The 21,584-nt window shown below is 63.8% G+C and carries 16 protein-coding genes; 11 read left to right on the top strand and 5 right to left on the bottom strand.

Translation table 11 applies throughout. The features are described 5' to 3' along the window. Window positions 1-18: 18 nt before the first annotated feature. The gene (locus KJS47_RS08695; protein ID WP_213524500.1) at window positions 19-1,938 is read left to right on the top strand and encodes a DUF2334 domain-containing protein; all 1,920 of its coding nucleotides are present in this window, start codon (window positions 19-21) and stop codon (window positions 1,936-1,938) included. Window positions 1,939-1,968: 30 nt separating this feature from the next. Here KJS47_RS08695 and KJS47_RS08690 read toward each other — a convergent pair whose 3' ends face one another. The 3 genes from KJS47_RS08690 to KJS47_RS08680 form a co-directional block, all read right to left on the bottom strand. Beyond that, a complete protein-coding gene (locus tag KJS47_RS08690) occupies window positions 1,969-2,733 on the bottom strand; it encodes an SDR family oxidoreductase (protein WP_213524499.1) in 765 nt (254 codons plus the stop codon). Window positions 2,734-2,982: 249 nt separating this feature from the next. Continuing rightward, entirely contained in the window at window positions 2,983-3,177 is a 195-nt protein-coding gene (locus KJS47_RS08685; protein WP_213524498.1) for a hypothetical protein, read from the bottom strand. Between the two features lie 220 nt (window positions 3,178-3,397). Beyond that, the gene (locus KJS47_RS08680; protein WP_213525034.1) at window positions 3,398-4,108 is read right to left on the bottom strand and encodes a queuosine precursor transporter; all 711 of its coding nucleotides are present in this window, start codon (window positions 4,106-4,108) and stop codon (window positions 3,398-3,400) included. Between the two features lie 282 nt (window positions 4,109-4,390). On the opposite strand from KJS47_RS08680, the gene KJS47_RS08675 reads away from it, so the two are divergent. The 4 genes from KJS47_RS08675 to KJS47_RS08660 all read left to right on the top strand — a co-directional run bounded on the left by KJS47_RS08675 (window position 4,391) and on the right by KJS47_RS08660 (window position 11,506). Then, window positions 4,391-8,254: a glycosyltransferase family 39 protein gene (locus KJS47_RS08675; RefSeq protein WP_249716187.1), complete on the top strand. Its 3,864-nt coding sequence runs from the start codon at window positions 4,391-4,393 to the stop codon at window positions 8,252-8,254. Window positions 8,255-8,333: 79 nt separating this feature from the next. Continuing rightward, window positions 8,334-9,269 carry a glycosyltransferase family 2 protein gene (locus KJS47_RS08670; protein ID WP_374707021.1) on the top strand — a complete coding sequence of 312 codons (936 nt, stop codon included), beginning with the start codon at window positions 8,334-8,336 and terminating at the stop codon, window positions 9,267-9,269. Further along, window positions 9,259-9,798, top strand: a complete 540-nt coding sequence (locus KJS47_RS08665; RefSeq protein ID WP_213524496.1) for a GtrA family protein — start codon at window positions 9,259-9,261, stop codon at window positions 9,796-9,798. Before KJS47_RS08670 ends, KJS47_RS08665 begins: the two co-directional genes overlap by 11 nt. Before the next feature lie 328 nt (window positions 9,799-10,126). Next, entirely contained in the window at window positions 10,127-11,506 is a 1,380-nt protein-coding gene (locus tag KJS47_RS08660; RefSeq protein ID WP_213524495.1) for an LCP family protein, read from the top strand. A gap of 106 nt (window positions 11,507-11,612) precedes the next feature. Here the strand turns inward: KJS47_RS08660 and KJS47_RS08655 are convergent, their stop codons facing one another. Next, entirely contained in the window at window positions 11,613-13,424 is a 1,812-nt protein-coding gene (locus KJS47_RS08655; protein WP_213524494.1) for an ABC transporter substrate-binding protein, read from the bottom strand. 156 nt (window positions 13,425-13,580) lie between these two features. Between KJS47_RS08655 and KJS47_RS08650 the strand changes: the two genes are divergently transcribed. The 3 genes from KJS47_RS08650 to KJS47_RS08640 all read left to right on the top strand — a co-directional run bounded on the left by KJS47_RS08650 (window position 13,581) and on the right by KJS47_RS08640 (window position 16,699). After that, window positions 13,581-13,958, top strand: a complete 378-nt coding sequence (locus KJS47_RS08650) for an aminoglycoside adenylyltransferase domain-containing protein (RefSeq protein ID WP_213524493.1) — start codon at window positions 13,581-13,583, stop codon at window positions 13,956-13,958. Next, entirely contained in the window at window positions 13,955-15,457 is a 1,503-nt protein-coding gene (locus KJS47_RS08645) for a DUF4153 domain-containing protein (protein ID WP_213524492.1), read from the top strand. The genes KJS47_RS08650 and KJS47_RS08645 overlap by 4 nt, the downstream gene beginning before the upstream one ends. A 123-nt stretch (window positions 15,458-15,580) precedes the next feature. Further along, window positions 15,581-16,699: an MraY family glycosyltransferase gene (locus KJS47_RS08640; protein WP_213524491.1), complete on the top strand. Its 1,119-nt coding sequence runs from the start codon at window positions 15,581-15,583 to the stop codon at window positions 16,697-16,699. Between the two features lie 113 nt (window positions 16,700-16,812). Here the strand turns inward: KJS47_RS08640 and KJS47_RS08635 are convergent, their stop codons facing one another. After that, window positions 16,813-17,607: a glycosyltransferase family 2 protein gene (locus tag KJS47_RS08635; protein WP_213524490.1), complete on the bottom strand. Its 795-nt coding sequence runs from the start codon at window positions 17,605-17,607 to the stop codon at window positions 16,813-16,815. 296 nt (window positions 17,608-17,903) lie between these two features. On the opposite strand from KJS47_RS08635, the gene KJS47_RS08630 reads away from it, so the two are divergent. From KJS47_RS08630 to KJS47_RS08620, 3 genes are read left to right on the top strand one after another with little or no spacing between them, the layout of a single operon-like run. After that, entirely contained in the window at window positions 17,904-18,785 is an 882-nt protein-coding gene (locus tag KJS47_RS08630) for an ABC transporter ATP-binding protein (protein WP_213524489.1), read from the top strand. After that, window positions 18,782-20,866, top strand: a complete 2,085-nt coding sequence (locus tag KJS47_RS08625) for a M1 aminopeptidase family protein (protein ID WP_213524488.1) — start codon at window positions 18,782-18,784, stop codon at window positions 20,864-20,866. Before KJS47_RS08630 ends, KJS47_RS08625 begins: the two co-directional genes overlap by 4 nt. Then, window positions 20,863-21,552 carry a hypothetical protein gene (locus KJS47_RS08620; protein WP_213524487.1) on the top strand — a complete coding sequence of 230 codons (690 nt, stop codon included), beginning with the start codon at window positions 20,863-20,865 and terminating at the stop codon, window positions 21,550-21,552. Before KJS47_RS08625 ends, KJS47_RS08620 begins: the two co-directional genes overlap by 4 nt. Window positions 21,553-21,584 lie beyond the last annotated feature (32 nt).

Here is a 21,584-nt window from a genome sequence, read left to right as displayed (position 1 = left end):
AGAGGGGAACCTGGCGGAATGCGGTGGAATGGAAAATGGCTTCGGTATTTGATTGGCGGCATGATCGTGATCAGCTCGCTCTCGGTTCACAGGATAATGACGGTCCAGGGCGAGCAGTTGGAGCCTAAGGTCGTCATGATGCGGCTCGAGGACATAGGGCCAGGGGGCGAATACGGCTCTATCGAGCAGCTGGGCAAGCTGAGGACGGTTGTCGAGCTGCTGGAGTCCCGCGGGGTCCGGTACCAGATGGGCGTCATTCCCCACTGGCTGAACATACAGCCAGGCAAGCCGGACTACGATCAAGCGCTGGACCGGATCGACGATCCCTACATCGGGTCCTTCGTCCGGCTGCTGCATCAGGTGAACGACACGGGCGGGACGATCGGCATGCACGGCTATACCCACCAGGTCGGCAGCACGGTCAGGCCGGACGGCCATCAGGAGTCGGGCATCGGCAACGAATTCGACGTCAGCGGCTTGCCGGGCACGTCCACGCAGGAATTCGCCAAGGACCGGCTGGAGGAAGGGCTCAAGATCTTTCGGGCCATCGGCATCCGGCCGGCCTTCTGGGAGGCGCCCCACTACCATACGTCGCCCGGTCAGGCGCCGATGTTCCGCTCGTTCTTCGGCATCACGTACGAGAACAAGGTCGGCCATCCGAACCAGACGGCCATCGAGACGGTCAACAGCCGCAATACCGAGGCCGGCAGCCTGACGCTAGGCGGCGTTTACGTGCCGACGCCGTTCTCCTATATTCCCTATAATCGGGACGAGAAGCTGATTCTCGATCAGCTGGCGAGCAAGAAGCTGGCATCGTTCTTTTACCACCCGTTTCTGGAATTCAAATATCTGCTGCCCGTTCTGGACGAGGAGGGTATGCCGGTCATGCGGGACGGCCTGCCCGAATACCGGTATCCGAACAAGGACCGCTCGGTGCTCCAAAAGATGACGACGGCGCTGCATAAGAAAGGCTATACCTTCTACTCCCTGTATGACGCCGTTCCGTTCACGCCGTCGATCGCTTTTTCGGTCAAAGAGACGCAGAGCGCGCCTTATTCTCTCGCCGACGTGAGCGGTGACCGCCAGGCAGACCTCGTCCAATGGGAGGAGGCAAGCGGGAACGTGCTCGTGCAGAAGGGGGAGTTCCGGGGCTCTCGGCGCGAGCCTCTTCAGCCGGCGGAGGTATGGGCTACCGTTCCCCGTAAAAAGGGCGATACGATGGTGCTTTTCGACGACAACAGCGACGGACGGGCGGATCTGTGGATAGCCCGGTCCGCAGGTGCGGTGGAATGCTACCGCTCCACCGGGACCGGCTTCCGGTTCTACAAGTCGTGGAAAGCCGATACCGGAGGCGAGGTAAGGGCGCTCTACGCGCTCCGGCAGCCGCACGGCGCCTTCCTGCTCGCGGCGGCCAGCAAGGACGGGACCCAGCTCAGTACATTCTATATGAAGAACGATCAGCTCCAGCCCGTTCCGCGCCTGAAGTGGAAATCCGACGCCTTTCTCCGCCTGCAGAGGACGGCCGGCAGCGAGCCGGGCGAGGAGAGCTTCTGGTCGACCAAGCGGGACTCGGCGAATGTCGTCCAGCTGGATTATGACGCCGAGGGCCACCGGTGGAAGGTATCTCGCCTGACGCTGACGCTGCCGACCGACGTGGGGCTTATCAAGACGGGAGACTTCAACGGGGACGGCCGGGCTGATGTGCTCCAATGGAACGAGCCCGATCAGACCTATACCGTCTATCACCGCACGGAGGCAGGCGACTACCGGCTGGTCAGCCGCTTCGGCCCGTGGGGCCGGATGGGCTCCCGGCTCATGCTGGGCGATTGGGACGGCAACGGCAAGACGGACATCGCTCTCTTCGATCCGGAGGCGCGGATTTTCGATACGGCGCTGTCGTTCCAGCTTCCCGATTTGGAACGGGGAAGCCGGCAGTAGCGAACCCTGGACCCAGCAGCCTCCTTGTCATTAGAGATGCGAGCCGCCGCTGGCATCTATAAATTGACCGGTTACCCAGCGGCTGTCTGAGGAGGCCAAAAACGCGGCGATGTCCGCGATATCTTCCGGCTGTCCCCATCTGCCGTAGATCGAATAATTCGCTCCATATTGGTGCATGTCAGGGTCCTGCAGCATCGCGCCATTCATATCGGTGGCCACGAACCCGGGCCGGATCGCATTAATCGTAATTCCCCGAGGACCGAGCTGGTTGGCCAGGGAAAGCGTCAGCGCATTGACCGCGCCTTTGGTCATATTGTAGGCGGTAACGGCGGGGAGGGAGATTCTCGTCGTGCTGGACGACATGTTGATGATGCGTCCTCCGTCCCGCAAGCGAGGCAGCGCCTGCTGAATGAGGAAGAACGGCGTTTTCATGTTAACGGCTATGAGATTGTCCAGCATTTCTTCCGTCGTCTCTTCAATGGGAACGGCCAGGCCGATCCCCGCGTTGTTCACCAGGATGTCAAAACGCGTGTCGCCGGTACGGGCTAGCAGCGCTTCGTCCAGTGCTTCATAAAACGCCGTCACGCTCTCCCTGGAACCAAACTTCGCACCGATGCCAAAAGCGGTTCCGCCGCTTTGCTCAATCTCTCGAACGGCCGATTCCGCCGCCTCCCGGTTCGTGCCGTAATGCACGGCCACCATGGCTCCTTCTCTGGCCAGCCGCAGGGCGATCGCACGGCCGATCCCTCTGCTTGCCCCGGTTACCAGTGCCGTCTTTCCAGTCAGTCTGTTCATTTTTCCTCATCTCCTTTTGTTTTTTCATGTTTCGTTGTAACACGATGTCCGCTCTAAAATGTTGCTTTCTCATTCGGGGACATCCGCCGAAGTTCTGGAGAATGACCAGCCGGAGAGGAACGGGCATACCAAAGAAAGCCGCAGAGGCGAATCGCAGGGAGTTCCCGGAGATCCGCTTCCGCGGCTTTCTTTATAGAGTTTCCTTATGGGGCCGTAGAGTCCGAACACGAGCGGCAGCGCCCGAGCGTGTTAAAGGTGGCGGGCAAGCCAGACGACGATCGTTCCTGCTGCCGCGCCTGAGGCGGCAACCAGGAGAACGTAGCCGAGACGTGAGGATGCGATAGAGGTTTGCCGGTCGTAAAAGCTGCCGGTGCGGCTAAATCCGGTCCACAGCTCGGCGGCCAACGCGAGCGTCAGGCAAGTGAAGCTTTTGAGGACGGCCATAAGAGAGCCTCCTTTTGGCATTTTCTATATTTTACCATAACGGTCGTTTACATTTCACCCAAGGCGTCTCTCTTACACGAACCGCCCCTTTCCGCAGAGGGGAAAAGGGCGGCGTGCGGGTTTCAGGGTACGGGTATAGGCGGGAGCCGTCCGGCCAAGGCTGTGCAGATACAGGCTGGCGCCTGACTCGGCTTTTGCGCGGGAGGAAATCCTGCCGTACTCAGGACTCCGGCTGCCCGGCGGCCGGCTCGTCCTGAGTGCGGAAGCGGCGTGCCGCATAGAGCACCGGTGTGGAAGCGACGGAGATAACGAATTTGAACAGATAAGTCGTCAGGAAGATCTGGAGCCAGACGTCGAAGCTGTACACACGCGGAAGCGCGAACGCGATCGTGCAGAACACAAGCGAATCGACAAGCTGGCTCAGCACCGTGCTGCCGTTGATCCGGACCCAGAACTGGTTATGGGCCGGGAAGCGCCGCCGCAGCCAGCTGTACAGGCGTACATCGAGGAACTGGCTGACAAAATAGGCGGTAAGGCTCGCGGCTGCGAGCCACGGCATGAGGCCGAACAGCTTCTCGAGCGGCTCCTGCGCAAAATCGGTCTCCTGCGGAGTGAAGACGAGCGTCATCTGCATAAGTGCCGTTGAGGCAAGAAGGCTGAAAAAGCCGAACCAGACGGCGCGCTGCGCCTCCCGGCGGCCGTACTTTTCGTTGAGCAGATCGCTTGCCATGTAGAGGGTGGTGTACATCGTATTGCCGAGCGTCATGACGATGCCGAACATCTCGATCGTCTTGGTCACCTGGATGTTGGCGAGCACCGTGGCGAAGCCGACCCAGGCGTACAGCCCCGTCCGGCCGAAGAGCCGGTAGCAGAGCAGGAACAGAGCGAAGTGGGCGAGCATGAACAGCAGGCCCCAGAGCGGGTTGAACAGCATAGCGGTGCCTCCTTAGTTTTGATAACGCGGGATGGTTCCGAACCGCGGCCCCGTCGGGCCGGACCTTCCCAGGATAGCAGAACGGCCATCCGTTGCAAATGACGTGTCGGTGCAACCTCCGTCCGGTCTTCCGCGTCCATGGAGACGGAGGCTTGAGAGCTCCGTACAGTGGAGCGCTGCCGAAGCAAGCTCCGAATGGAGACTGGAAGCCGATGGAAGGGGGGACTACCGCCGGCCCTCCGATTTTGGCATAATGGAACACAGAAACAGAAGGAGTAGGTGAGTCCCATTACTTGCAAAAAAACGCTGATGACGATGCTGCTTCTCCTGTGCCTCGCTGTGCTCGCCGGGAGGCCCGGACCGGCTGCCGCCTCGGCGAACCTGCTGACCAACGGGTCGTTCGAGCAGGGCGCCGACGGGTGGGAGAAGGACGTATGGGTCGAGGGGGAGAGCACACGACTCGACGCGGCGGACGGCGGACGTTCCGGCCGTGCCCTTCTCATCGAGAGCCGGGAGCCGAACGACGCCAAGTGGGTGCAGACCGTAACGGTCGAGCCGGCGACGACGTACCGGCTGGCGGGCTGGGTGCGCACGGAGGGGGTCGGCGGGTCGGCCAAGGGCGCCAACCTGTCCTTCCTCGGCGTTCTGGATACGTCGCCCGATCTGCTCGAGACGAACGGGAAGTGGGAATACATAGAGCTTTACGGCAAGACCGGCGCTGCGCAGAAGGAGATTCAGGTGGCGCTGCGGCTAGGCGGCTACGGCAGCCTGAATGAAGGCAAGGCCTACTTCGACGACGTGACGCTCGAGAAGGCCGAGACGGTTCCGGCGGGCAAAAAGGTCGTGCCGCTCGTGCCGACCGCGGACTCCCCGCAGGTCTCGGCCAAGCCGGCGACGCCGCTGCCGACGCTGCTGTTCGCCGCGATCTTCGTCATGATCTTCGGGCTGATTGACCGCTCCTGGATCCGTCCGCACGCTCATCGGCTGGCGGGGAGCGGTGCCCTGACTGGACCGCAGGCCCATCGCGCCGGCTGGATTCCGCTCGTGCTCGTCCTGGCCGCAGCGGCCGTCGTACGCTGGCTGGCCGCCAAAGCGGTGCACGGATACCCCGGCGACATGAATACGTTCGCCGCCTGGTCGCTGCTCGTCACAGAGCACGGCTTCTCCGGTTATTATGCCAATGCCGGATTCGCGGACTATCCGCCCGGGTATATTTATGTTTTGTACATGCTCGGCCTGCTGGCCAAAGCCATGCACTGGACCGCCGAGACGCCCGCGTTCGCCCTCGCGCTCAAGACGCCGGCGATGCTCGCGGATCTCGTCACCGCCGCGCTGCTGTACCGGCTCACGGCTTCGCGCCTGCCGGCGGCCGCCGCAGCGGGCATCGCGCTCCTGTACGCGACGAGCCCGGCCGTCATCGCCGACTCGGCTGCCTGGGGACAGGTGGACTCGATCTTCACGCTGTTCCTGGCCCTGTTCGTGGTTCAGCTTGACCGGGGCAGACTGGCCGGGGCAGCCGCCGTCTATGCGCTCGCGCTGCTGATCAAGCCGCAGGCGCTCATCTTTGCGCCCGTCCTGCTCGTCGCCTGGGCAGTCTCGCGCAGCTGGCGTGCGGTCGGCGCAAGCATCCTGGCGGGAGCCGCCGTCTTCCTCGGCGGGGCGCTGCCCTTTGCCCTCCATAACGAGCCGCTCTGGCTGGCGAAGCTCTACCTGGCGACGCTGGCGTCGTATCCGTATGCGACGCTGAACGCCTTTAACCTGTTCGCGCTGACGGGCGGCAACTGGCTGCCCCAGTCCGAACGGCTGCTGTTCCTGTCCTATGAGACGTGGGGCTGGCTGTTCATCGTCTGGGCGACGGCGTTCTGCTTCTACTTGTTCGCGAAGCGACGCAAGGACGAGCCGGTGCCGTACGCGCTGCTCGGCCTCGTGCTGATCGCCACCGTCTTCGTGCTGGGCGCCAAGATGCACGAGCGCTATCTGTTCCCTGCGCTGCTGCTGGCGCTCCTCGCGTATGTGCGCTCGGGGGACCGGCGGCTCTTGTACCTGTACGGCGGCTTCAGCCTGACCGCCTTCTTCAATATCGGCTACGTGCTGGCGGGCGCGCTGCGCGGCACCTACATGGTCGAGCAAGGGGATCCGGTGCTGCTCGGAACGTCGATCGCCAACGTGGCGCTGCTCCTGTGGCTCTACCGGATCGCCGCCGATCTGACGATCCACGGGCGGCGGGCGGCGATTCTGCCGCCGGCTTCTCCCGACGAGGAACGGGGGGAGAAGGAGAACTGGCTGTTCCCGGCTCCGGGCGCTCCAGCCGGCCAGGTGGCCAAGCGGTTGGTGTCCCGCCGGGCCGCCCGCGAGCTCGAGGAGGTCCGCGGCCGGATGACCCGCCGGGACGGCTGGCTTCTGGGCGGGCTGACCGCCGTGTATACCGCCCTCGCGCTGTTCCAGCTCGGCTCGTTCCAGGAGCCGCAGACAGCCTGGAAGCCGACCGCCCACGGGGAGAGCGTGGTGGTCGACTTGGGCACGCAGGTGGCGATCGAGCGGCTGAACGCGTTCAGCGGCATCGGCGACGGCAAGCTGCGCGTCGAATTCTCGACGGACCGCGCATCGGGCTGGACGAACGCCCAGACGATCGACATCACCTATACGCGCGTCTTCGCCTGGACGAGTCTGCCGGTGCAGACGACGGCCCGCTACGTCAGGCTGCAGGCGGATTCGCCGGGCTTTGAGATGAAGGAGCTCGCCCTGTTCGCCAAGGACAGCGAGACGCCGCTTGTCATCGCAGGGTTCGAGGCTGAGGCGGGAGCGGACAAGGAAGCGGCGTCCCGGATGTTCGACGAGCAGCAGGCCGTTCCGTACGAGCCGACCTTCCTTCACGGCACCTATTTCGACGAAATCTACCACGCCCGGGCCGCTTATGAGCATCTCGAGGGCGTCAAGCCGTACGAGAACACGCATCCGCCGCTTGGCAAGGAGATGATCGCCGCAGGCGTCTACGTGTTCGGCATGACCCCGTTCGGCTGGCGCATCGTCGGCACACTGTTCGGCATCGGGATGCTTCCGCTCATGTACTTGTTCGCCAAGCGGATGTTCGGGCGGACGGAATTCGCGTTCATGGCGACGTTCCTGCTGGCGGTGGATTTCATGCATTTCGCCCAGACGCGGATCTCGACGATCGACGTGTACGGCGTCTTCTTCATCATGATCATGTTCTATTACATGCTCCTGTATACCCGGATGAGCTTTTACGACGTGCCGCTCCGCCGGACGCTCGTGCCACTGTTCCTTTCCGGCCTGCTGTTCGGCATCGGTGCGGCGAGCAAGTGGATCGTCATCTATGGGGGCGCGGGTCTGGCCGTTCTGTTCTTCCTGTCGCTGTACGAAAGATACCGGGAGTACGCCGCCGCTCGCCATGCGCTTGCGGCAGAGCCCGACGGGGCGGCGGCCGGCGAGCTCGCCCGCATCGTCCGCATCTTCCCGAGGCGGACGGCCGCCACGGTGGCGTGGTGCGGCCTGTTCTTCGTCGTCATCCCGCTTGTGATCTACTCGCTTTCCTTTGTCCCGATCATGCTGGCGAAGGGCGAGGAGCTGTCGTTTGTGAAGCTGATCAGCTACCAGACCGACATGTTCGACTATCACAGCAAGCTGGTGGCGACCCATTCGTTCGGCTCGCAGTGGTGGGAATGGCCGTTCATGGTACGGCCGATCTGGTATTACACGGGGCAGGCGCTTCTCCCCGAGGGCCAGATCGCCAGCATCATCTCGATGGGCAATCCGGCCATTTGGTGGCTCGGGACGCTGGCAGTCCCGGTCGCGCTGCTCCTGCTTCACCGCCGGTGGAATCGCGGCGTGCTCGTAGCGGGAATCGCGTTCTTCTCCCAGTACCTGCCCTGGATGCTCGTGCCGCGGCTGACGTTTATCTACCACTACTTTGCGATGGTGCCGTTTCTGATCCTGTGCCTGACGTACGTATTCCAGCTGGCGATCGGCCGGGACACCAGGCTCCGCAAGCCCGTCTACGTCTATCTCGGGCTGTGCCTCGTCCTCTTCGCGATGTTCTATCCGGTGCTGTCGGGGCTGCCGGTCAGCCGGTCCTATGCCGAGCATTTCCTAAAATGGTTCCCGTCGTGGTATTTTTATAGTTAAAGTCCGTCCCCATGGACGAAGGAAGCATTCAAGCTGGGAGGTCAAAGGTGTGGATCCGAAGTATTCGATCATCGTGCCGATGTTCAATGAGGAAGAGGTGATAGAGGTCACCTACGGCCGGCTGAAGGAGGTCATGGACCGCCAGGGCGAGCCGTACGAGCTCGTCTTCGTCAACGACGGCAGCCGCGACCGCACGGTCGAGATTGTGAACCGGATTTGCGACGGGGACGCGAACGTCCGCCTGATCAATTTCTCGCGCAACTTCGGCCATCAGGTGGCGATCAGCGCAGGCATGGACTACGCACAGGGACAGGCCGTCGTCGTCATTGACGCGGACCTGCAGGACCCGCCCGAGGTCATCCTGGAGATGATCAAGAAGTGGAAGGAAGGGTACGACGTCGTGTACGGCAAGCGGCTCAAGCGCAAAGGGGAGACCGCGTTCAAAAAAGTGACGGCACTCTTGTTTTACCGCACGCTGCGCAGCATGACGAGCGTCGACATCCCGGTCGACACCGGGGATTTTCGCCTGATCGACCGCAAGGTGTGCGACGTCATGTCGCGGCTGACCGAGAAGAACCGGTTCATCCGGGGAATGGTCAGCTGGGTCGGCTTCAACCAGACGTCCGTGGAATATGTGCGGGAGGAGCGGTTCGCGGGAGAGACCAAGTACCCGCTCAAAAAGATGATCCGCTTCGCGCTCGACGCCATTACGTCGTTCTCGTACAAGCCGCTGAAGCTGGCGACGTATCTCGGCTTCGCGCTCTCGCTGTTCAGCTTCGTCTTCCTGCTGGTCGTCCTGTACCAGCGGCTGTTCACGAACATGACCGTGCCGGGCTGGACGTCGCTTCTGGCCAGCAACCTGCTCTTCAACGGTATCGTTCTCATCCTTCTCGGCATTATCGGGGAATATATCGGCCGGATCTATGACGAGTCCAAGAACCGGCCGCTGTACATCGTCAAAGAGGCCCGCGGCTTCCGCGGCGGTACGGAAGCGGGAGAGCGTCATGAGCGCTAACGGCGGAGCGCCCGGGAAGCGCCTCGAGCCAAGGGAAGACCGGCCTGCAGGCGCGCCAGGACGCAAAGCGGGGGACCGGGAAGCTTCGCACGGGCGCGCAGCCGACGCGGCCGGCACACCCGCCGCGCCTCGAGCAGGAGAGGACCGCTGGCAGGGGGTCCGCCGGTTCGTCAAGTTCAACCTGGTCGGTGTGCTGAACACAGCGGTCGATCTGCTGCTGTTCACCATCCTGAACGCAGGCCTCGGCGTTCCGTATGCCATCGCGCAGGTGATCTCCTACGCCGGCGGCATGGCGAACAGCTATGTCTGGAACCGGTACTGGACGTTCGGCGACCGGAGAGCACCGGCAGCCGGCCAGCTCGTCCGGTTCGCCGTCGTGAACGGCGCGACGCTCGGGCTGTCGCTGCTCCTCCTCTATCTGTTCACCGGGCTGCTCGGCCTTCCTGCGCTTGCAGCCAAGCTGGCGGTGACCGTCATAACGATGGGGCTCAATTTCATAGGCTCCAAGCTGTGGGTGTTCCGCGGCTGAAGAAGAAGCGTCCCTTTGGGGCGCTTTTTTTGCGGCATTTTTATTGCCGGGAGCCGTGCCGGGACCTTGGAGGTCAAGGCCGCGTCCCGTTTCCGCCGGCGTTCGGCAGGATAGGGGACCGGGTCCGGAAGGGCTTTGCGCTCGGCGCTAACTTGCGTTAAACTGTTAGATGGATTTTCTAACCATTGGTCCAGAAGACCAATTTGTTATCGGTTTGTAACTTTTTGCCGCTTGGTGGCGTTATATTTTTATAAATAGCCAGTAGGTTCGGAAGCGACACCCGGAACGGATGGTTGGATACAGGAAATTAGGGAAACGGGGTTATGGAATGTCGGAACTGAACATGCTTGTGCCTAGACGAGCCAAAAAGCCGTTATGGTTCAAGGTACTGATGGGGCTTCTTGCCGTTATCGTTCTCCTCATCGGCGCAGTGGCGCTCTATTTGAACTCGATCTATCAGACGACGAACGAAGTGATTGATAAGATAGGAACACCCGATACGGTGCCGATTACCTCCTCGGCCAAGGTCAAGCCGCTGACCTTCCTGCTCATGGGGGTCGATTCCCGTCCCGAGACCGGTAGCCTCAACAGCGACGTGATCATGGGCATCACGCTTAATCCGCAGTCCAAATCGGCTACCGTCGTCTCCGTCCCCCGGGACTTGGAGATGGAGCCCAAAGGATTGCCCCACCGCAAAGCGAATTATTACTATCCGTACTTTCACTTGCAGGACCAGCAGACGGCGTTCGCCAAAACGAAGGAGCTGTACAGCGAATTTTTCGGCTTGCCGATCGACTATATGGTGACCATCGACTTCAAAGGCTTCCAGAAGGCGATTGACGAGCTGGGGGGTCTGACGATCGATGTCGATATGGATATGCGGTATGTCGACACCGAGGACGGCACGAACATCAATCTGAAGAAAGGCGTCCAGCAGCTGAACGGCAAGGAGACGCTCGACTTCGTAAGGTACCGCAAGTCGAATCGGGGGACGGAGGAGTCGTCCGACCTCCAGCGGAACAAGCGCCAGCAGCAGGTGCTCGACCAGATGCTCGGCAAGCTGGCCTCGGTCGGCGGCTTGACCAAGCTGGGAGACCTCATCGAGGCGGTCGGCGGCCAAATGAAAACCGATATTCCGAGCAGCCAGATCCGCGACATGATGAAGACGTATTACAACATCGACCGGAGCAACGTCAAGTACATGCCGATTGACGGCGAATGGGTGAGCCCGTTCATCCTGCCGAACCAGGAGTCGCTCGACGCGGCGCGCAGAGCGCTGCGGGCGGAGGCTGGCCTGACGGCACCTTATGCGACCCCAACTCCGACACCAGGCAAAAAGTCGGGGACGGGATCCTCGACGGACTCGTCCGGCACCAAGGCGGATCCGTCGCCGAAGCCCAAGACGACGCCGCGCATCGACCTGAACCAGGAGTCGGGAACGAAAGCGACGGCCACGCCGAAGCCGAACGTGACCCCGAAGCAGGACGTGACTCCGAAGCAGGACGTGACCCCGAAGCCGGACCCGACGGCGACGCCTAAGCCGGATCGGACCGAGGCGCCCGACTCGTCGAAGGCGCCCACGCGGGAGCCATCTGCGACGCCGAGGCCGCCCGCGAGCCCGACGCCGGATCCGGCCGCAACGCACAAGCCGGGAACCGGCACGCAGCCGACGCCGACCCCGACGCAAGTCCCGCCCAAGCCGCTGTAAGGCTCGGCCCTCGGCCGCAGCCATTCCGCATCAAAAAGCCAGTCAGGCCTTATGGCCGGACTGGCTTTTTTGGGTTGGCGGACGGCGGCAGGAATCCCGTCAACTGTTAGCGGATCACAGGGACGTCAGAGGTGGAGGAGGAAGGGGTCGCCTCCGGCTTAAACCAGATGTCCTTGAATTGGACCCAGCCGAGCGAGTCGATCGAGACCCCCTTGACCGACGGATGGTAGACCGTCTTCAGATGCTTCTGGTACAGAAAGACGATTCCCTCTTGTTCCTTCAGCTCCCGCTCGATCGCCAGAAGCCTCTCCTGCCTCGCTTCGGCGGAGGGCTCGCGCCGGATCGCCTCGAGTTCACGGTCCATCCAGGCGGCGAGGGAGGAAGGGGCATGGGGCCGGATGCTCGTGTACAGATCGATCAGCCGGAGCTCGGCATCGCCGTCGAGCAGCACGGTGAACAGCAGCAGGTCGCAGCGGAACCGCTCGTCGCTCTTGAACCGCTCTACCGGCAGCAGGGTGACGTTGACGGGGATGCCGGCCTCGGCGCATATCGCCACGACGTGCCGCGCATCAGCCTCATACTGCGGAATCGTGCACAGCTCCAGCGTCTCGCCCCGGTAGCCGGCGCGCTCCAACTGCTCTGCCGCATCTGCGGGGACGGGGGGAGGCGCCTCCTCCGCGTTCCGGCCGAGGAAGCCGCTGGCCGGAACGATGACGTCGCCGGCCAGCCTCTCGATCAGACGGCCCCGGTCCATCGCGGCGGCCAGCGCCCGGCGGACGGCGTGCCGCTGCAAGAGCGGGTTGTGCAGCACGTTCCAGGTGAGGAACTTGCAGGTCGTGCCCTGCTGCTTCACCTGGGTCCAGGCGGCCTCCGAGGCTTTGGGGAGGCGGACGTTGTGGATGAGCTGGAACCGCTCCAGGTCCTTGCTGGGAAGGTCGGGGAGCTTCCAGATTTCGACGCGGTCGAGATGGGCGCGGCCCTGGAAGTACGAAGGGAACGCCTCCAGCACGCACTGCGCCTCGTCATGCTCGGCGAGACGGAATGGGCCGGTGCCGACCGGGTGCTCCGCGAACCGCTCCTCCTGGCCGCGGCACAGCTCCTCCGGCACGATGGACGCTCGGTTGGTCGCGAGCACCGGCAGGAACAGCTCGTTCGGCTGCCGCAGCCGGACAAGCACCGTCGTCGCGTCGACCGCCCGCGTCTCCAGGATGTCGGCGTAGACCCAGCTGTACAGCAGCTTGTCGGTGGATGTCCGGAGCCGGTCCAGCGAGTAGACGACGTCCTCCGCGCGCAGCTCCCGCCCGTGGTGGAACAGCACGCCCTTGCGCAGGTAGAATAGCCATTCCGTCCGGCTCTGGTCCGTCTCCCAGGCGTGGGCGAGATGCGGCTCGATCTGCTGGCGGGCCGGATGCCGCCGGACGAGGCCGTCGAACAGCTGGCTGACGAGATGAGATTCGGCTGCCAGATGGATCGCCAGCGGATCCAGCGTCCGGATCGGCTGGCTCCAGGGGAACCGCAGCGTATCCCGTCCGGCCTGTTCGGTTCCCTCGCGGCTGTAACCGAACTGCCCGTACAGCCAATCCTGGAACGTCTCGCGGGCGGCCGGAGGGAGTCCCGGCGCGCTCACCTGCTCCAGCGCGCTCTTCAGATCCTTGCGCTGGACATGCAGCTTGGCCGCCTCGACCGCCATCGTCTCCAGAGGCATCCGGAACACGAGGCCGGACCGATTGCCCCGCCCGCGCCGGGGCTTCCACTCGAGCCAGCCGCGCTCCTCCATCCGCTTAAGGACGAGCACGACGTTTCGATGGGTGCAGGCAAGCGCCTCGGCCAGCTCGTCCAGCGTTACCGCAAGCTCGGCGCCGTCGGGCTGCTGCGGGTAGGTATGCCTCAGCTGCATGTAGTGCCGCATCATCTTCATAAGCCTCTCTCCTTTTCCTCCCGCCTCAGGGGGCCCTGCGGCCTGCTTGGGCTCTCGCCCCAATAAAACAGGAAATTTACTGATTCAAACTTACTCTTTTTATTCCTGTTTTACAAGGTAAACTAGAAGCAAATAGAGGCAAGGAGGAAGATCCACATGCAACCGACCATGAATCCGAACAGCGTGCGGGCGGCTTATGCGCTGGGCCGGCTGCTGCCCGCCGACAGCGACGAATCGCTGGAGACGGCTGTCCTGAAGCTGCTCCGGCTTGCCTACGTGCACCGCTATATCCGCAGCGCGCCGGAGGAGCGGGCCGCTCGGCGGCTGCTGGCGGAGCTGCCGGGGCGCTGGAGGACGATCGTCCGGGAGGCGCTGCGCATCCGTCAGGGGGCAGAGGAGCCTTCGCTCTATACGTCGCGCGGCGAGCGTCTGGCGGATTGGGAGGCGTTCCACCGGTATATGCTTGACTGGCTCGCGGGAACCGAGCCGGGCGCCGGAGCGGAGCGGATTGCCGCAGATCAGGCCGCCCTATGAGCCGCCGCCTGCCCGTTCTGCTGCTCGGCTGCCTGGGCCTCGGGTTTCTGTTCCAGCTGCTGTTCGTCTTCCACGCGCCGGGGCTCTCCTATCCGCTCTTCGTGCTGGCGGGCTATGCGTTGTACGGCTGGTGGACGCTTGCACCCGGGAGTCTCCGGTCGCCGGTCTTTTGGATCGGATTCGCCTACAGCTTCCTCCTGGCTCTAACGTTCGTTCTGTTCGACAACGCGTTCTTGCACGCGCTGAATGGTCTGGGGCTTCCGCTGTTCCTGCTGCTCCATACGGTAGCGGCCGCCGACCGGTCGGGCAGGCTCTGGCGTGCTTCCGAGCTTCTGCAGGAGGCGCTGGACCGGCTGCTGCTGCAGCCGATTCTGAAGCTGCCGGTTCCGTTCCGGCTTGTCCGCTCGCTTCTTCCGAAGCGAAAGTCCGGGCAAAGCGGACCGCTTGGACAGATCGCGCTCGGTGCCACCATCGCTCTGCCGCTTCTCGTTCTCGTGCTGCTGCTGCTGGCTTCCGCGGATTCCGTGTTCCGCGAATGGACCAGCGGGCTGCCGAATTGGATCGGCCGCCTGCCGGTCGCCGAGGGAGGCTTTCGGCTGGCCGTTATGGTAGTCGTCGCGCTGGCGAGCTTCGGGTACATGCTCGGGCTCGTGCACCCCGAACCGAGGGCGAACGAGCCGGAAAGGGGGCCGGACGAGCCCGGAGCTTCCCGCACGGTTAGAGGCCGCGGTCTCGATCCGGTTGCTTCGAGCACGGTGCTCCTGCTCGTCAATGCGGTCTACCTTCTCTTCTCCATCATTCAGTTCTCGTATCTGTTCGGAGCAGGGGAGGGCCGGCTGCCAGGCGATGTCACCTACGCGGAATATGCGAGAAAGGGCTTCGCGGAGCTGGTCATCGTCTCGGTGCTCAACCTTGGGCTGCTTCTCGGAGCAGTCCGTTGGAGCAAGGCGGCCGCCGGCCGGACGGCGGACCGGGTGCTTCGCCTGCTGCTCGCTCTCTTGGTCGGCTTCACGGGCATTCTGCTCGTCTCCGCTCACTTGCGGTTAGCACTCTATGAAGAGGCTTACGGCTTCACCTCCAGCCGGCTGCTCGGCCATGCATTCATGCTGCTGCTCGCCGTCTGGCTGCTGCTGGCCCTCCTCCGCGTCTGGCGGTCTTCTCTGCCGCTCGGCCGCCTGTTCCTGCTCACGGGGGCGGCGGCTTACCTTGTGCTGAATTACGTGGGCATCGACGCCTGGATCGTGCGCAGCAACAGCGAGCGCTACGCCGCCACCGGCCGGATCGATCTCGGCTATCTGGAGTCGCTATCCGCCGATGCCGTCCCGCCGTTAATCGAGCTGGGCCGCGGGTCGCTGCCTCCATCGGGACTTGCCGAGACGCTCGCCCGGTTCCGGAGCCGTCTGGACGAGCCGGACGCCTGGCAGTCGCTCAATGCCGCCCGTCTACGCGCCCGCCGGCTGTTGACGGAGAGCGCGGAGAGTCCAGCCGGCCAGGAATAGCGGGGCGGCTCCGGCAGCCCGAACCCGGACGAGCCCTCCGTTGTAGCATGAAAACAGGCCTTCCTCATACAGTAAGAGTAAGGTGACCGTTGCCGCCTATAGAGATCAAGGGAGGAGTCTGCCGTGCTTGCTGCATTGTCGATCGGAGGGTTCGGCGTTGCCCTTCTGCTCAGCCTGCTTCTGACGCCGCTCGTCAAAGGCTGGGCACTGCGCTTCGGTGCCGTCGCGCTGCCCAATGCCCGCTCCGTACATAAGCGGCCGATGCCAAGCGCGGGTGGTGCGGCGATGTTCGCCGCCTTTGCCGCCGGCTTCGGGGCGGCCGTGCCGCTGCTGGGCGAATCGCTTAAGCTCTATGCCGGCTTGCTCGCCGGCGCGGCGCTGATGACGGTGGTCGGCGTGCTGGACGACCGGTACAATCTGCCCGCCCGCTGGAAGCTGCTCGGACAGGCAGCGGCCGCTTCGGCCGCCGTCCTCGCCGGTCTGCATATTGAGTTGGTCAATCTGCCGTTTGGGGAAGCCGTGATGGAGCTGCAGTGGCTGAGCGGGCCGCTCACCGTCTTCTGGATCGTAGCGGTCTGCAACGCCGTCAACCTGATGGACGGCCTGGATGGTCTCGCCGGAGGAGTATCCGCGATCGCTACCGCCGCTGTGCTGGCGATGGCCATTCTCATGAACAACCCGCCTGTCGTCGTCCTGTGCGCCGCGCTTCTCGGCAGCATTCTCGGCTTCCTGCGCTACAATAAGGCACCGGCCTCGATCTTCATGGGGGATACCGGCTCGCTGTTCCTCGGCTATTGTCTGGCCGCGCTGTCGGTGTTCGGGTTCAAGCAGGTCGCCTTCTTCTCGCTGATCAGCCCGCTGCTGATCGTAGGAGTGCCGCTGGCCGATACGCTGCTCGCCATGGTCCGGCGCAAGCGCAACAAAACCCCCATCTTCGCCGCCGACAAGGGCCATCTTCACCACAGCCTCCTCGGCCTCGGTTTCGATACGAAGACGACCGTACGAATTCTGTACGGCAGCTCGGCCCTGTTCGGGTTGTGCGCACTGGGGCTGTCGCAAGACGTACTCTGGCTCGCCGTCGTCGTTCTGGTGGTCGTGGTGCTGCTGCTGTACCTCGGGGCGGAGCTTGTCGGCGCGTTCAGCCTCCCGCGCAAGCCGCTCCTGACTGTCCTCCGAAGGGGCTATGCGTCTTACCGGAGACTGCGCGACAAGCGCCGCACGGTCAAAGGAGGGCCAGCCTAGCCACCATGCCGAAGAAGCTCCCGCCGGAGAACCGGGCGGGAGCTTTTTTTGGCGTGCGCGGGGATTTGGCGTATACGGGGCCTTGCGGCGCAGCACCTCGTCACGCACGCGTACTATAGCAAGCTGCGCTGGCGCTTCAAGTCGGTGTGGCGCCCCCGTTTGCCGGTCCTCCGGATGTACTCGTAGATCGCTTCGAGATGGTCGCCGAGTATCAGCTCCTTGACCGGGTTCGGCCCGCCGCGGGGCCCGCGCTTGCGAGGATTCGTCCGGCCGACGTCGATATACGTGACCGCGCGGATCTTCAGCCCCGCGGCGATGGCCGCCGCCTGAGCTTTGGGCGGAACCGCAAGTCGACTGGTGCCGATCTGCTCGAGAGCCCTGCGGCTCATGGCGTGAGGAATCGTCGTCAAGGAGGCGCCCCTCAGACTGGGCCGCGACAAGAGCGTATTCAGCGCATACTTGGCCAGGACTACGCTGTGCACCTTTCTGTTCGCTATCCGTCCCATATATTTGTTGAGCGCCACATCGGTTCCCCGCCTTACCGCCCGGACGAGCCTCCGCAGCTTATAAGCCGGGATGACGATGTCCCCGTCCGTGAACAGAAGAATGTTTCCCCGCGCCTTGCGCGCTCCGACGGAGCGGCCGACATCGTGGCCGAGCGGCTTGCGGTAGCTGATGACGCGGGCGCCCATCCGCTTCGCCACCTCTTTCGAGCCGTCCGTGGAGCCGTTGGCGACCACAATGACCTCGGTTCGTTTGTGCACCTTGCCCGCTTCCCGGATCACCCTTGCGATCGTCCGCACCTCGTTCTTCACTGGGATGATGACCGACACTTTGGGGTGACGGTAGCTGTGGATCGGAGCCAACGAACGGGAGGAACGATATCGCCGCCGCTTCTTTCGGCTCATGTTGTTCTCACCCTTCTAAGAGGTTATTCGTTTCCAAGATCATCATATGTCTCTATTCTCTCGCGGGAACGGCATTCGTATAGAGAGAGCTGCCCGTCGCGGGAAGCACGACAGGCAAGCGGGCGGATAGAGGAGACAGCCTGCTTCCATCCGGGCGGCGCCAGGAGCCGCATCACTCCGATTCGAAGAGAATGACGCGGCTTGGAGGAATACACAGCTTTGGGCGAAGGGCGGGAACCTTTTGCTAGAGACGGTCGTGTAAGGGATAGACATGCGGAAAGGAAGGACCAGAATCTATGCAACCCACTCTAGTTGAACTCGCAGGCGTCGCCAAAACCTACCGGCGCAAGCAAGCGCTGCACCCGCTCGATCTGGAGCTGCGGCCGGGGATCACCGGCCTGCTTGGCCCGAACGGAGCCGGCAAGACGACTCTGCTCTCGACGCTGGCTACCGTGCAGCGGCCTTCGCGGGGGGCCATCCGCATCTGCGGCTGGGACACGGTGTCCCATGGCCGGGAGGCCCGCTCGGCACTTGGCTACATGCCCCAGCGCGTCGAGCTGCCCGGCCAGCTGACAGGGCGAGAGTTTCTCCACTATGCGGCCTCGATGAAAGGACTCGCCGAGCCAAAAGCACGGGGAACCGAGGTCGAGCGAGTACTGGCGGAGGTCAATCTCGCCGATCGCGCGGGCGATCGCATCCGCGGGTATTCGGGCGGCATGAAGCAGCGGCTCGGTATTGCGCAGGCTCTGCTAGGCGATCCGCCGTTCGCCGTCTTCGACGAGCCTACGGCCGGTCTCGATCCGTCCGAGCGCATCCGCTTCCGCAACCTGCTACGGCGGCGGACGGCAGACCGGATCGTCCTGCTGTCGACCCATATCGTGAGCGACATCGAAGCCGTCTGCGACGAGGTGGTTGTCCTGCATGAGGGCCGGCTGCGCTTCCGCGGCTCGCTGGAGGAGCTGGCGGCGGAAGCGGCGGGACGCGTATGGGAGGCGGAAGTGGACGAGGACCAGGCCGATGCGCTGTACGCGGAGCGGCTCGTCATAGCCGGCGTGCGGCAGGACACGGGAATGCGCCTTCGCCTGCTGGCAGATGACCGGCCCGCGGCGGGGGCGAGGACGGCCGCACCCACGCTGGAGGACGGTTACGTCGCCGTGTTGAAGGGGACCGTGCGATGAAGCAGCTGAAGCCGGCGCTCGGCATGGAGCTGCTCCTCCTGGCGCGGGGAAAGGGCTGGCTGCTGCCGGTCCTGCTGCACGCCGCTTACTGGCTGTTCGTCGCGGACCGCTATGAGCTTCGCCCGCCGGAGGGCCTCACGCGAATGGTCAGCTACTATGATTCCCTCCTGATCGCGATGCCGGCGGCGGCCCTGTTCTGCGGGCTGCTCGGAGTGTTTGTCCTTCAGCGCGACAAACACAACGGCCTGCACCGGCTGGCGCTCTCCTGGAGCGTCGCCAAGACTCCCTGGCTCGGGAGCAAGTGGCTGGCCGTGCAGCTGTACGGGCTCGCTTTTGTCCTGCCCGCCGTTCTCCTCCAGGCCGTCTGGTTCCTTGTCGACGAGGCCGACACGGACCGTCTGCCCGCCTATCTGTGCTATACGCTGCTGCAAATGGGAGGGGCCGTCTCGTTCTCCGGATCGCTCGGCTTCCTGATCGGGCTGCTGGTTCGAAGCCGGCTCGCATATCTCGTCCTGCCGCTGCTGTGGCTCGTGCCGATCTACGTCGAGACCAGCTTCCACAGCTCTCCCAGCCAGATGAGCGTGTTCTGGCGATGGGCGGCGCCATACGACCTGACACAGTTCCATTACCAAATCGCAAGCAACCTATGGGGGATTCGGGGAATCCCGGTTACGGCGCTTCACCAGCTGTTCGTTTGGCTGGCCGGACTGACGGCGGGCGCCTGGTCCCTGCTTCTCTACCGGAAAGACCGGGTGACGCCGCGGGAACGACGGGGCTTGCCGCTGCTGGCAGCGGCTCTGCTCCTGCCGGCTGTCATCGCCGGTGCCTGCAGCCTGGACGAGCTGTCCGGCCGGCTCATCCGGTATCTGGACACCGCCTCCTTCACCCGGACGGGAACCAGCCAGCAGCCGGACGACTACGCGGCGATTCCCGTGGAGAGCGAGTTCCGGGTTCGGGAGACCGAGCTGACGCTGCGCTTCCCAGGGACGAACGAGCTTGCGGCTGACGCTTCGCTGCTGCTTGAACTCACGGAGCGGGAGGAAGCGTCCTCCGTTGTGCTTACGCTGTACCGCCGGCTCGAAGTGAGCGAGCTGACCGCCGACCGTCCCATTGAGTGGAGCCGGGAAGGAGATGTTCTCCGGGTGAAGACCCGCACGCCGGTGCGGCAAGGGGAGCGGCTCCGGCTCCGGCTCGTCTACCGGGGACCGGTCGACGAGTACCGGGACGAAGGCTTGACCGCCTACAGCTTCGCCGACCGGCAGGCGGTTCATCTGCCCAAGCCGCTTGCCTGGTATCCGCAGCCCGGCGAACGTATGATCACCAAGACGTTTGACCACAACGGAGCCTATTACGGCGTGCAGATGCAGCCTGGATCCGCCTACATCGAGCCCGGCGAGTCGCACTACAAAGTTCGGCTTCTGGACGGAATGCCCGGGCAAGCGGTGCTGCCGATTCCGATGACGGAACCGGGCGTGTACGAAGGAGACAGCTCGTTCGGCCTGTTCCTCGCAGCCGGCCGGTTCGCGGAACGGGAGACGGGCGGCGTCCGGGTCGTCTCGCAGCCGGAGCGGCTGGCGGCCGACGTCCGGAGCGTCGAGAGCCAGCTGGACGCGATCGCCTTTTTGAACGAATGGCTCGGCCTCTCCTACAAGCCGTCCCGGCTCTACTCGGAGCTGATCCTGGAAGGGGCGCCGCTGGATCCGTACCGGGAAGGAAGCGAGCTGCTCTACCCGTTCTACCGGGTACCCGTTCCCGAGGTGGAAGAGCTGCGGCTCCGGGTGCTGCTGAACTGGCTGTATGAGAAGAGGCTCCCGACGCCGAGAACCCGGCAGGGGGAATCTTATACGGACGCGTACGCGCAGATGCTCTCGCTCCAAGGCGGCGGTCCTCGGCCCCTAACGGCGGAGGAAGAGGCGTTCGCCCGGGCGGTCGACGAGACGGCGGGCGAAGGCGAAGACAAGGCGTACCAGCTCGCGGCCTCCCTATACAGGGCGTATGAAGAAGCCGGAACCGGCGAAGCGTTCGATCCGCTGGCGGCGCTTAGGCGGCAGGAAGCTGCCGGCAAGGGAGGGGCCCGATGAGCGCGGGCTGGCGGTACCGCTGCCGGCTCAGACTCGTCCTCTGGCTGCGGTCGCCGTTCGGCTGGGCCGTTCTGCTCGTCGGCTGGGGGGCGGCCGAGCTCCTCCGGCGCAGCTTTCAACGCGGACCCGAGCTCGCCGGAGCGATCTATGAGCAAGAGGGCATGCTGCTGGCCGCGCTGACGATGTCCTGGGTGTTCTCGCTCGACTTCGACTCGCGGTTTGTTACGCTGCTGGGAACCTACCCCATCCGCCGCTGGTCGCTGCTGCTGGAGAGGGGACTGCTCGGCAGCGTGCTCATGCTGCTGATCATGAGCAGTCTGACACTGCTGCTGTATCCGGACCTCGGGGTGAACGGCTGGCGGTTCTTGGCGTTCTGTCTCCCGGTTTCCTTCTTCGTCGGCGCTGCTGTGGCGGCGGGGACGGTCGTAGCCGGCCATTCGCTCGGCGGGCTGCTGGCGGCTCTCGCGTTTTGGTCGCTTGCGATGGCGAGCGGCGATGCGCTAGGGCCCTATTCGCCGACGATTCTGCCGTTTCCGAATGTCGTCCAGGCGGCAGCTTACTGGGGCGTCCGGCCGGATGTCGAGTGGGAACTTTGGGTATTGCGCAACCGCTTGCTCTATCTGGCCGGGGGGCTTATGCTCTGGGGAGCATCGGCGGCATGGTTTACCTGGAGGAACCGGGACTAAAGAGGCAGCTATCCGAAGGGCGACGACAGCAA

Source organism: Paenibacillus sp. J31TS4, from assembly GCF_018403265.1.
In the GTDB taxonomy this organism is placed as follows: Bacteria; Bacillota; Bacilli; order Paenibacillales; family NBRC-103111; genus J31TS4.
This window is presented reverse-complemented; position numbering and strand designations above follow the sequence as displayed.